Genomic DNA, 12414 nt, shown 5'->3' with positions numbered 1-12414 from the left:
GAAAAATATATGCACATAGCTATAGTTGGAAATATTGGTGCCGGTAAAACTACATTAACAGGGTTATTGGCCAAACATTATGGCTGGGAAGCTTTATATGAAGCGGTAGAGGACAATCCTTATCTGGAAGATTTTTATAGCGACATGAAAAGATGGAGCTTTAACCTTCAGATTTACTTTTTAAACAGCCGTTTTCAGCAGATTGTAGATATTGAAAGCAATAAACGCAATGTCATTCAGGACAGGACGATTTACGAGGATGCCCATATCTTTGCAGAAAACCTGCATGAGATGGGCTTGATGACAACCAGAGATCACCACAATTACCGGGCGATCTTTGAGAATATTACTTCCTTCATCAAACCTCCCGATGTGTTAGTGTACCTGCGCGCTTCTGTACCTACATTGGTTAACAATATCCAACGCCGGGGACGTGAGTATGAAGCAAGTATCCGCATCGATTATTTATCTAAGTTAAATGAGAAATACGAAGCCTGGATCAAAGATTATAGCCTTGGAAAGTTATTGATTCTGGATAAGGATAAACTTGATTTCACGAATAATCCTGAAGATTTGGGTACCATTATCCAATCTATTGACGCAGAAATAAACGGTTTATTCTAAGATGAAAGTATTAGGTGTAATTCCTGCCCGCTATGCCTCAACCCGTTTCCCTGGGAAACCACTGGTGGATATCCAGGGGAAAAGCATGATCCGTCGCGTCTATGAACAGACGGCTAAAGCTTCCGGAATAGACAAAGTGGTAGTGGCGACCGATGATGAGCGCATTGCTGCAGAAGTTAAAAACTTTGGCGGGGAATTCATCATGACGGGCAGTCAGCACCAAAGCGGTACTGACCGCTGTGCAGAGGTGGTTGGGCAGGTTCCCGGCTTTGATGTTGTAGTGAACATTCAGGGCGATGAACCCTTTATTGACCCTGCACAAATCGACCTGCTAATTTCCTGCTTTACCGACCCACAAGTGCAGCTGGCTACCTTAATTAAGGAAATCCATACGCATGAAGAGTTGTTTAACCACAACCTTCCGAAGGTGATCCTAAACAGCAAAAGAGAAGCCGTTTATTTTAGCCGGCAAACCATTCCGTACATTAGAAATGCGGAAAAAGAAAATTGGCTGAAGGCACATCAGTTTTACAAACATATCGGCATTTATGGCTATACCGTTCCTGTTTTACTGGAAATCACAAAACTCGCTCCCTCCAGTCTGGAAATTGCAGAAAGCCTGGAGCAATTGCGCTGGGTAGAAAATGGTTATTCCATTCAAACGAGGGTAACGACCATAGAGACCATTGCTATTGATACCCCTGAAGATCTGAATAAAATCATTCGCTCATGAGAAATAACTATTACATCTTTCTGTTACTGTCCCTGGGGTTCCTTAGTGCCTGTACGAGCAACACAGGAACAGAGGGAACACAAAACGGAAAAGCGGAAGGCCAGACCTTGTTGAAACCTTTCAGCGATTCGGTAAAACTGGATACGTTTAAAGTTGCCCTTAAAGGAGAATCGTTAAAAGACATGGTCATGAGCTTTAACATTACGGCACACGATGGGGCTAAAATCTATCAGAAAGACTTTAAGGCAACAGACCTGATCAGGAATTATGAATCTACGCTTGACCTGAAAAAGGAATCGAAACAAAAGGAATTTATTCAGCAGGAACTGAAGTTGTTCTTTGAGGATGAAAATTTCCTGGAGCCCGCAGTGACAGAGAATGAAAACCCGGATGCCAATACCCCCGACAAAGTGTTCTTTGCTGAATTAAAACGCTCAGGTCTAAACGGCTTTAAGTACAGGACATCAAATGAACAAAAGGTGTATATCGCCTGGTCTGCAAAGGAACATAAAGTACTTCCTTACTATAGTTGCTGCAAGTAACATTCATAAAATACAAGCCCTGGATCGATCACAAAAAGGCTTCCAGATGCCAAAACAGCATATTTTCGTTCGCTTTATGAAAAAAGTTGAAAATTATATTGCGATTAAAATATATTTTACATTATATTTAGATTATGAAACTGTAAAAAACTAAATTATAAACAACCAAAACCAGCATATTCTAACCAAATATAATTTAAAAATTGCCCGGAGTTTTTCGGGCATTTTTTTTTATCCTCAATTTTTCTCTCAAAAAACAACAATATTCCTAAAAATTAATAGTTACAAAAAAATAGTTATTAGATTTAGGAACTCTCAATGAAGTTACCCGGTAATTTATGCTGAAAAAAATTTTCATTTATATACTTTTCACTTTATTTTCTTTTACCGTTTTAGCACAAAAGGCAAGTATTAAAGGGATAGTTGTCGATACATTGGAGAAAAAGGTGCTGGAAAACAGCTCGGTGCTCTTGCTCCGTTCTACCGATTCTATATTGGTAAAAACAACACGTGCCGATAAAGACGGACGTTTTGAATGGAGTAACCTTGCTAAAGGAGACTACAAATTACTTGTCAGCTATCCAAAAATGGCCGATTATATCCGCAATTTAAGAATAGCCGAAAATACAGTACTGGACCTGGGTAACATCAATATGGAGCTAAAATCAAAACTGCTCAATGAGGTGGTGATTGCTGCAACAAAAAATGCCGTCCGCATGCGGGGCGATACCCTCGTCTTTCAGGCCGATAGTTTTGCCGTACGTACCAACGCCAATGTACAGGAGCTTTTAAAAAGACTTCCCGGATTTGACATCGATAAAAACGGGATGATCAAAGCACAGGGAAAGGAAGTAAAAACCGTGCTGGTAGATGGGGATGAATTTTTTGGAGACGATCCCCTTCTCGCTACAAAATACCTGAAAGCCAATGCCGTGGAAGAGGTTCAGGTATATGACCGAAAGAGTAAAACCGCAGAATTAACCGGTATTGATGATGGGGTAAAGAACAAAACCATCAATATCAAGCTCAAAGAAAATGCGAAGAACGGATACTTGTCTACGCTGGATGCGAATGTCGGCAGTGATGCCTTTCAGGATTACGGCGGTATGATGGGCATTTTTAAAAATAAGCTGAAGACCGCTATTTTCGGTACCTACTCTACCCTTGATAACGAATCAAAGATCAACAATTCCATGCGAAAGCTGAAAGGCGAAGAATACGATCAGATCGAAGTTGGCGATGATGGCAGTTCGATTATGTATTCCTCCGGAGGTGATGATGATGACGATTACTATTCTTCTGCAGGTGGATTACCTAGTAATTTAAACCTCGGAGCACATTTCTCTGATAAATTTGACAACAATAAGATGGGCTTAAAGTTAAACTTCAAAGTTTTTGACAATAAGAACACGAATATCAAAACTTCCAGCGCTCAGGAGCTCCTCCCGGATGGAAAACGCTTTTTTAGTAGGGGCAGGACAGAAGACCATTCCAAAGTAAACGGAGAGAATATCCGCGGTACGTATAACTATCATGTAGATTCCTTATCTACACTGAAGATCTCCTTTGGCTTAAAAAAGAACAGAAGTTATACAGAATCCAATACCGTTAACGGAAGTAGCAATGACGCAGAGCAAATCATTAGTCAGAACAGGCAGTCCAATATTGGCAGCGGCTCCGCTGATGCTTTTAACGGAAACATCAACTGGTCCAGAAAGTTTCGAAAAAAAGGTCGGGTATTGTCTATCGATATTCAACCGGAAAACCAAAATAATAAAGGGCTTGAACGAAGTCTAAACCATACCGAATATTTTGACGCCGACGGAAACTGGAACCGCAGTGAAGACATCAACCTGATCAAAGACAATTCAGGGACACAAAATTCTATCGGAACCAGGGTCAGTTATGCCGAGACCTTGACCAAAAGATGGTCTTTGGAAGCTGGCTATACCTTTAAAACCATCTCCTCCAGCAGCAACAGATTGGTTTCGGACTATGTAACGGGAATCAAAACAAAGATAGACTCCCTTAGTAACAATTTTAAATTCATCAATTTCTCCAATATCGGGAAGATGATCTTTCAGTATAAAGCAAAGAATTTTTCGATCTCCAGCGGATTGGAAGCGACTATAACGACATTTGAACTGAAAGATCTCGACCGCGGCAGTAATTTTCAGCGTAAGTACCTGAACCTTTCTCCCCGAACCAATCTCTATTACAAACTCAGCAACAATACCAGTCTCGCACTAAACTACAATGGCTTTACCCAACAACCTAGCATTGAACAGATTCAACCTGTAAGACAAATCAACAACCCACTGTTTCAGGTGATCGGAAACTCCCTGTTAAGGCCTTCTTTCACCAATAACTTTGGTGTCTCTTACAACAGCTTCTTAATGAATTCTGATCAGTACATCTCCGGTTATCTGAATTACGGCTTTACCAATAATGCAATTGTAAATTCAGAGCATGTGGATGAGTTTAACAAAAGGATTTCGAGCTTCACCAATCTGGATGGGAACAATTCCCTTAGTGGCAATATGTATTATTCAAAAGGCTTCTCCAAGCTTCATTTCAGGATGGGACTGGACCTGAGTTTCTATAGATCTAACAACGTGGCCATCATCAATGAGGTGAAAAACAAAACCGCAAATACCCAGTATAATGTGAAGGGTTCGTTCAACTATTACACCTCAAAAATAGACCTCAGTTACTCCCCTTCTGCTACGATCATGTATGGCAAATCATCTATTGGTGGAATCAATGATGGAAAAAGTATTACCCATAACCATGAGCTTTCGGGCACCGTCCAACTACCTTACCGCACAGAGTTCAACAGTACCGTTTCCATCTCGTTAAGACCTGCAAACTCTTCTTTCGGCCAGGACCTGAATGTAGTGATCTGGAACAGCTATCTGGCAACCAAGGTTGGGAAAAGCGATGCATTGGAACTAAAACTAACGGTGACCGATATTCTGAACCAAAAGATCGGCTACAACAGATTTGTTGGAGGAAATGTGATTAGTGAAAACACATTTAGCTATATTCCGCGTTATGTACTATTTGGTGTAAGCTGGAATTTAAGTGGTAATTTCACGAAAATCCCTGTTAATAAATAAAGATGATGAAAAGGCTGGTCTCCTTCTTGGTTTTAATTTCTGCCTGGACAGGTTTGAAGGCCCAGCAGCTGTTTATTCCCTATGGCAAGATCAGCTTTGAGAAAAAGGTTAACCTGCAGCGGAGCCTGGCCGAATGGGACATCCCTGACGAGGCCAAAGAAAAAATAAAAAAATACAAGGTCACAAACTGGGAGTTGTCTTTTAGCCGGACAAAATCAATCTTTAAATCCGTAAAACAGGAAGAGGAACAGACAAACAACCTGTTTTTTGATTTTTCGGGAGAGCCGGAGAATGAACTATATGCCGATTATCAAAAGCAGAACAGGGTATTAAAGAAAAGAATCATGGGAGATGATTACCTCCTCAATGACACCATTCCCAAGGTCGACTGGAAGATTATGCACGATGTGCGGAACATCGCGGGCTATGAATGCAGAAAAGCCATCGGCAGAATTAACGACACCGTTTATGTTGTCGCCTTTTATACAGATGAGATCTTATTGAGGGGTGGTCCCGAAGGATTCAGCGGTTTGCCTGGCATGATCTTAGGCCTTGCCATCCCCCGTTATTATACCACCTGGTTTGCCACAAAAGTTGCTGCATTTACAAACCCTTCCACAGACATTGTCCCTCCCTCTAAAGGAAAAAAAACAGAAACAGAGAAAGATTTAAAGAAATTGCTGGAAATATTTACCCGATATGATGAGCAAAAAAAAGAAAAACCTGAAGAGCAGAAAAAGCGGCTCTATGGTTTCGTCCTGTAACATTTTCAGCGATAAGCGCTTACCTCCTCTTTTCCCTGTACAATTTTATTTGTACAATTAGCCCTTCAGCTTCCGTTTTATTTGCTAACTTTGTATCCCGTACAAAAACAATAAAAGTAGCATAAAAGCTGCTTTTATATCAGAAACTCACAAAGCATGACTAAGTATATTTTTGTTACGGGCGGTGTTACTTCCTCATTAGGTAAGGGCATCATCTCCGCTTCATTAGCCAAATTATTACAAGCAAGAGGTTACAGTGTAGCCATTCAGAAATTTGATCCCTATATCAACATCGATCCGGGAACATTAAATCCGTATGAACATGGGGAATGTTATGTGACTGAAGACGGTGCTGAAACAGATCTTGACCTTGGTCATTATGAGCGTTTCCTGAACGTCCCTACTTCACAGGCAAACAACATCACTACCGGAAGGATTTATCAAAATGTGATCAATAAAGAGAGACAGGGAGAATATCTTGGAAAAACAGTCCAGGTAGTCCCTCACATCACTGATGAGATCAAACGCAACATGCGCATTCTAGGTGATAGCGGTAAGTATGACATCGTCATCACTGAATTGGGCGGAACTGTTGGTGATATCGAATCTTTACCATTTATCGAAGCGGTACGTCAGTTTAAATGGGAAGAAGGTGCAAACAATGCAATTGTGATCCACTTAACACTGATCCCTTTCCTTGCCGCTGCCGGTGAGTTAAAAACAAAACCTACACAACACTCTGTAAAAGCATTATTGGAATACGGTATTCAACCGGATATCCTGGTATGTCGTACAGAACACCACATCAATGCAGATATCCGTAAGAAGATCGCTTTATTCTGTAATGTAAATATCAATGCCGTAGTAGAATCTATTGATGCTTCTACCATTTATGATGTTCCATTGCTCATGATGAAAGAGCAACTGGATAAAACAGTATTGAGCAAATTGAAACTTGCACAAAAGAATGAGCCTGATATGGAAAGCTGGAAAGATTTCCTTGGCCGTTTAAAAAATCCTACTGCCGAAGTGAAGATCGGTCTGGTAGGTAAATATGTAGAACTTCCTGATGCCTATAAATCAATCATCGAATCTTTTGTACATGCAGGAGCTAAAAATGAATGTAAAGTAAAAGTAGAATATATTCATTCTGAAAGCATCCACCCTGAGAATGCAAAAGAACGTCTGATGCATTTAGATGGTGTATTGGTTGCTCCTGGTTTTGGAAGCCGTGGTATTGAAGGAAAAATTGATGCCATTAAATATGTACGTGAACATGATGTTCCTTTCTTTGGTATCTGTTTAGGAATGCAATGTGCGGTGATCGAGTATGGAAGAAATGTTTTAGGTTTAAAAGATGCCAATACCACTGAAATCGATGAAAACACAGCAAATCCTGTGATCAATATGATGGAAGATCAGAAAGCGATAACGAATAAAGGCGGTACGATGCGTTTGGGATCTTATCCATGTGACCTTAAAAAGGGAACTAAAGCTTATGCAGCTTATGGCAAAACCCACATCTCTGAGCGTCACAGACATCGCTATGAATTTAATAATGACTACCTGGCTCAATATGAGGCTTCAGGAATGATCGCTTCCGGACTGAATCCTGACAGCCATTTAGTGGAGATTGTCGAGTTGAAAAACCATCCTTTCTTCGTTGGCGGACAATTTCACCCAGAATTAAAATCAACAGTTGCTAATCCTCACCCACTTTTTGTTAAATTTGTCGCCGCCGCGATGGAATTTGCGAAGAAGAAAATAAAATAATACGAGTTTAAATAACAATAATGGATAGAAATACGTTTACAGGCCTGTTCCTGATCATGATCGTTTTGGCCGGTTCTTTTTACTTTTTTGGTCCCAGTCAGACTGAAATCAATAAGGAAAAGGAAAGAATTGCAGCAGATTCTTTAAAGAAAGTTGCAGCCGCTACGAAAACTACTGCTCCTGCAATCGCAGCAGCGAAACCTGCTGTAGATTCAGCAACATTATCAGGTCCTTTTGGTGGCAGCATTGCAGGTACCGTTCAAACTACCGTACTGGAGAATGAAAACCTTAAATTAACGCTAACCAATAAAGGTGGTAAAATTTTATCCGTAGAGGTAAAAGGCCAGAAAACCTATGATGGAAAACCGGTCATCTTATTTGATGGAGATCAGAATAAATTTGGTTTAAAAATGAATATCGGCGGTAAAGAAGTAAATACCAACGATCTTTATTTTGCCGCTACAAAAACAGGAAACCTGGTGAGCATGCGCGCCAATTACCTGGGTGATAAATACATTGAGTATACTTATGACCTGAAGCCTAAAAGCAATAACGTAGCCTTCAATATCAACCTGAACGGTTTAAATCAGGTGATTCAAACAGATTCTATCGCCCTGAACTGGGAGACGACTTTACTGGAACAGGAAAAATCAGGCAAAAAAGAAAAAGAGCATGCTGCTCCTTTCTATAAATACGTAAATGAAACTCCCGATCATTTGAGCATTGCTAAAGATGAAACTGAAGAGTTGAAAAAAGGAAAAATCGAATGGTTCTCCTTTAAACAACAGTTTTTCTCTGCAGTATTGTTACCTAAAGTAGCTTTTGAAAGTGGAAAATTAGGTATTACCGTATTGACACAACCAGGAGAGATCAAACGTTATTCGGCAGACATGAAAATGCATTTCGGACAACTGGCTACTCAAAATTATGCAATGGACTTCTACTTCGGTACGAATAAATTCGATGTATTGAAAGCACAGGGTCACGAAATTGAGAAACAGGTAGACATGGGTTACTGGCCATTGAAATACATCAACAGATTTGTCGTATTGCCGGTATTTAAATTCCTGGAAGGCTTTGGATGGAACTATGGTCTGATCATTCTGATCTTAACCATCTTGTTGAAAGTAGCAATGTCTCCATTGACCTACAAATCTTATATCTCGATGGCTAAGATGAGAATTCTTAAACCGGAGATGGATGTGATCAAAGCTAAAGTTGGCGACGATAACCCTACCCTGTTACAACAGGAATACCTGAAACTATATAAGCAGGTGGGCGTAAATCCTTTGGGAGGTTGTTTACCAATGCTCCTTCAGCTTCCTTTCGTAATGGCCTTCTTCTTCTTTTTCCCGAACTTATTTGAGTTAAGGGGAGAAAGCTTCCTATGGATGAAAGATCTTTCCACATACGATGATTTCATCAAATTTGGATTCACCATTCCATTCATCGGAGATCACCTGAGTCTGATGTGTGTTTTGATGACGATTTCTACGTTGATCTACACTTATTTCAATAACCAGATCTCTGGTGCTACAGGACAAATGAAATACATTGGATACATTATGCCAGTCGTTTTCTTAGGTGTACTGAACAGCTATCCTTCAGGATTGAACTATTATTACTTCCTGGCAAATATGTTGACCTTTGCACAGCAATTCCTGATCAAAAATATGGTTGATGATGAGAAGATCCACCGTACTTTACAGGAGAACAAAACAAAACCTGTGGAGACGAAAAAGAAATCTAAATTTCAATCGAGATTAGACGATTACATGCGTCAGCAACAACAAACGCAGATCCAGTCTAAAAAAAATAAATAGTCTTTTACAGACGACAAAAAGCACCTTTCGGGGTGCTTTTTGTGGTTTAAAGCCTTTTTTTAATTGTAAAAATTTGGTTTGTAATGAGGATATGTGTTAAAAAATCACAATTTTTAACAAAAATACCCTTTTATGATGCACAAAAAACTTACTCTAATTTTTCTATTGTACGGCAGCGTTACTTTCGCCCAGAAAAAACCGCTGGATCATACGGTCTATGATACCTGGGAAGCCGTTGGCGCAAAGCAACTCTCCAATAATGGACAATGGGCGATGTATGGGATCAATCAACAGGAAGGAGATGCGAATCTATACCTGAGCAATTTGATCAACAATTCAAAGATAAAAGTACATAGGGCTACGAATGCACAATTCAGTTCGGACTCGAAATATGCCGTCTTTGCGATTAAAGCATTTCAAAAAGACATCCGGCAGGCTAAGATCAAAAAGAAAAAGGCCGATGACATGCCTAAAGACAGTCTGGGAATAGCCAACTTAACCAGCTTGGGCATTGTAAAGGTAGCGCGTGTAAAGTCCTTTAAAATGCCGGAAAAGGCTGGAGGATTATTGGCTTATCAATTGGAAAAACCAGTAGATACCACAAAAAAAGCAGCGGCTTCTGCCACCCCTGATAAAAAAGACAGTGAAGATTTCTATGCCGATGATGATCCTGCCAATGCCGCAAAACAGGAAGGAACAGACCTGATCTTCAAAAACCTGATTACAGGACAGGAACGTACGTTTAAATATGTGAGCGAATATGCTTTCAGCAAAAACGGAAAACAGCTTGTTTTTGCCTGTACCGCTGCGAAGAAAGATAAAACCGCACCTGTTGGGGTCTTCGTATTGAATATTGAAAAAGGAACACTGAAAACTTTGGTCAAAGGAAAAGGAACATTTAAAAACTTTGCCTTTGCTGAAGATGGAGAATACCTTGCTTTTGTAGGAGAACAAAGTCCGGAGAAAACGGAAATCAAAACCTATAACGTATATTATAATTCACTGTCCCTGGATACTGCACAGATTCTCGTAGACAATGAGATTCCCGGAATGCCTGCAAAATGGGCAGTTAGTGGTGATGGAAAAGTAAACTTCAGTAAAGACGGAACCAAACTATTTTTTGGTATTGCTCCGGTTAAAAAAGCAAAGGATACCACCCTGGTTGACTTTGAAAATGCCAAATTGGACGTATGGGGATATAAAGACGATTTTCTGCAACCGATGCAGTTAAAAAATGCAGAACGGGACTCCAAAAAATCTTACCTGACTGCAATTGAGATCTTCAACAGTGATCCTAAAATCATTCCTTTGACAGACCTTAAATTGCCTGATGCATCTATAATCAATGAAGGAAACTCAGCTTATGCATTGGCTGCTACTGATTTTGGAAATAGGGTTCAGCAACAATGGACTGCAAGCTCCATCAAAGACTACTATCTTGTAGATGTTAAAACAGGCGCAAGAAAGAAAATCATTGAAGGTCTGAGTGGCGATGCAATGGCTTCTCCTAACGGAAAATATATTATTTATTTTGATCAGGCAAAATCTAACTGGTACACCTATACCATCGCTACAGGGAAAGTAACCCAATTAAACAGTACCATGACGGTAAAACTGGTAGATGAAGAAAATGATGTTCCTGATGATCCTTCGGCTTATGGAATCGCCGCCTGGACGGAAGAAGATAAAACAGTCCTGATCTACGACAGGTATGACATCTGGGAATGCTCTCCGGAAGGAAAAAATCCACCTAAAAACATGACTAACGGATTCGGCAGACAAAACAGCCTAACCCTCCGTTACCAGAAATTAGATCCGGAAAGCCGTTTCCTCGGAAAGAAAGAAACGATCATCATGGACGCATTAAACAACAATACCAAAGAGAATGGTTTCTACAAAGCAAATGTTGGCGATACAAAAAATCCGGAGCTGATCGTCATGGCCAAGTTCAAATATTCCAACCTTGTAAAAGCTAAAGATGCAGAGGAATACCTCTACGACAAAGGAAATTACAGTACCTCTCCTGACGTATATGTTTCCAAAGACCTGAAAACAGAAATCAAACTGAGCAATACCAACCCTCAGCAACAAACCTACAATTGGGGAACTGCAGAACTGGTAAACTGGGAAACACCTAAAGGATATAAATCCAAAGGCATCCTGTACAAACCTGAGAACTTTGACCCTGCAAAAAAATATCCGATGATCGTTTATTTCTACGAAAAACTTTCTGATGGATTGTATGCCTACAATGCTCCCGCTCCTACTCCATCCCGTTTAAACATCCCTTTCTTTGTGAGCAATGGTTACCTGGTTTTTGCACCGGACATCAGCTACGAAAAAGGTTACCCGGGGAAATCTGCAGAAGAGTTCATCAACTCAGGTGTTGAGTCCTTAAAGAAAAACACATGGGTTGATGGGACCAAAATCGGCATCCAGGGACAAAGCTGGGGTGGTTACCAGGTGGCCCACCTGATCACACGTACCAATATGTATGCTGCCGCATGGTCTGGTGCACCGGTAGTCAACATGACTTCTGCTTATGGAGGAATGCGTTGGGAAAGCGGTATGAACAGACAGTTCCAATACGAAAAAACACAAAGCAGAATCGGTGCGACTTTATGGGAGAAACCGGATTTGTATATCGAAAACTCTCCTTTATTCTCCCTGCCAAAGGTAAATACGCCGGTAGTGATCATGGCAAATGATGCTGATGGTGCCGTACCATGGTATCAGGGAATAGAAATGTTTAACGGATTAAGACGTTTAGGAAAACCAGTCTGGATGTTAAACTATAACAACGAAGCACACAACCTGGTACAACGTCAAAACAGAAAAGACATCCAGATCAGAGAACAACAATTCTTTGATTATTACCTTAAAGGGGCAAAAGCACCTGCATGGATGACCTCTGGTATTCCTGCCACTGAAAAAGGAAAAACCTGGGGTTTCGAACTGACAGACGACAAACCATAAATATTTCAAAGGTCCTGCAAAGTTTGCGGGACCTTTTGCTTTTAGGCTATTTTCAAACTC

At 40.4% G+C, this 12414-nt stretch carries 8 protein-coding genes; all 8 read left to right on the top strand.

Annotated features, from left to right (window positions below; translation table 11 throughout):
- Positions 1 to 9: 9 nt before the first annotated feature.
- The 8 genes from BLQ87_RS07915 (at position 10) to BLQ87_RS07880 (ending at position 12354) form a co-directional block, all read left to right on the top strand.
- Complete coding sequence (locus tag BLQ87_RS07915; protein ID WP_074605561.1) at positions 10 to 624, top strand: deoxynucleoside kinase; 615 nt, start codon at positions 10 to 12, stop codon at positions 622 to 624.
- A gap of 1 nt (position 625) precedes the next feature.
- Positions 626 to 1357 (top strand): 3-deoxy-manno-octulosonate cytidylyltransferase, encoded by a 732-nt coding sequence (gene kdsB, locus BLQ87_RS07910; RefSeq protein ID WP_074605560.1) that lies wholly within the window; start codon positions 626 to 628, stop codon positions 1355 to 1357.
- The gene (locus BLQ87_RS07905; protein WP_074605559.1) at positions 1354 to 1899 is read left to right on the top strand and encodes a hypothetical protein; all 546 of its coding nucleotides are present in this window, start codon (positions 1354 to 1356) and stop codon (positions 1897 to 1899) included. Before kdsB ends, BLQ87_RS07905 begins: the two co-directional genes overlap by 4 nt.
- Before the next feature lie 338 nt (positions 1900 to 2237).
- On the top strand, positions 2238 to 5018 hold the full coding sequence (locus tag BLQ87_RS07900; RefSeq protein ID WP_074605558.1) for an outer membrane beta-barrel protein: 2781 nt from the start codon (positions 2238 to 2240) through the stop codon (positions 5016 to 5018).
- Between the two features lie 2 nt (positions 5019 to 5020).
- Positions 5021 to 5782, top strand: a complete 762-nt coding sequence (locus BLQ87_RS07895; RefSeq protein ID WP_074605557.1) for a GLPGLI family protein — start codon at positions 5021 to 5023, stop codon at positions 5780 to 5782.
- A 156-nt stretch (positions 5783 to 5938) separates the two neighbouring features.
- Positions 5939 to 7555 carry a CTP synthase gene (locus BLQ87_RS07890; RefSeq protein ID WP_074605556.1) on the top strand — a complete coding sequence of 539 codons (1617 nt, stop codon included), beginning with the start codon at positions 5939 to 5941 and terminating at the stop codon, positions 7553 to 7555.
- Between the two features lie 20 nt (positions 7556 to 7575).
- Complete coding sequence (gene yidC, locus BLQ87_RS07885; protein WP_074605555.1) at positions 7576 to 9378, top strand: membrane protein insertase YidC; 1803 nt, start codon at positions 7576 to 7578, stop codon at positions 9376 to 9378.
- Between the two features lie 132 nt (positions 9379 to 9510).
- Positions 9511 to 12354 carry a S9 family peptidase gene (locus BLQ87_RS07880; RefSeq protein ID WP_245723813.1) on the top strand — a complete coding sequence of 948 codons (2844 nt, stop codon included), beginning with the start codon at positions 9511 to 9513 and terminating at the stop codon, positions 12352 to 12354.
- Positions 12355 to 12414: the final 60 nt, after the last annotated feature.

Source organism: Pedobacter steynii (genome assembly GCF_900103665.1).
In the GTDB taxonomy this organism is placed as follows: domain Bacteria; phylum Bacteroidota; class Bacteroidia; order Sphingobacteriales; family Sphingobacteriaceae; genus Pedobacter; species Pedobacter steynii.
Note: the sequence above shows the minus strand (reverse complement) of the source record. Positions and strands in the feature narration are given on the sequence as shown.

Coding starts and splice junctions, on each gene's coding strand:
- yidC (WP_074605555.1), top strand. CDS start 7,576: ATGGATAGAAATACGTTTACAGGCCTGTTCCTGATCATGATCGTTTTG.
- BLQ87_RS07895 (WP_074605557.1), top strand. CDS start 5,021: ATGATGAAAAGGCTGGTCTCCTTCTTGGTTTTAATTTCTGCCTGGACA.
- kdsB (WP_074605560.1), top strand. CDS start 626: ATGAAAGTATTAGGTGTAATTCCTGCCCGCTATGCCTCAACCCGTTTC.
- BLQ87_RS07900 (WP_074605558.1), top strand. CDS start 2,238: ATGCTGAAAAAAATTTTCATTTATATACTTTTCACTTTATTTTCTTTT.
- BLQ87_RS07915 (WP_074605561.1), top strand. CDS start 10: ATGCACATAGCTATAGTTGGAAATATTGGTGCCGGTAAAACTACATTA.
- BLQ87_RS07890 (WP_074605556.1), top strand. CDS start 5,939: ATGACTAAGTATATTTTTGTTACGGGCGGTGTTACTTCCTCATTAGGT.
- BLQ87_RS07880 (WP_245723813.1), top strand. CDS start 9,511: ATGATGCACAAAAAACTTACTCTAATTTTTCTATTGTACGGCAGCGTT.
- BLQ87_RS07905 (WP_074605559.1), top strand. CDS start 1,354: ATGAGAAATAACTATTACATCTTTCTGTTACTGTCCCTGGGGTTCCTT.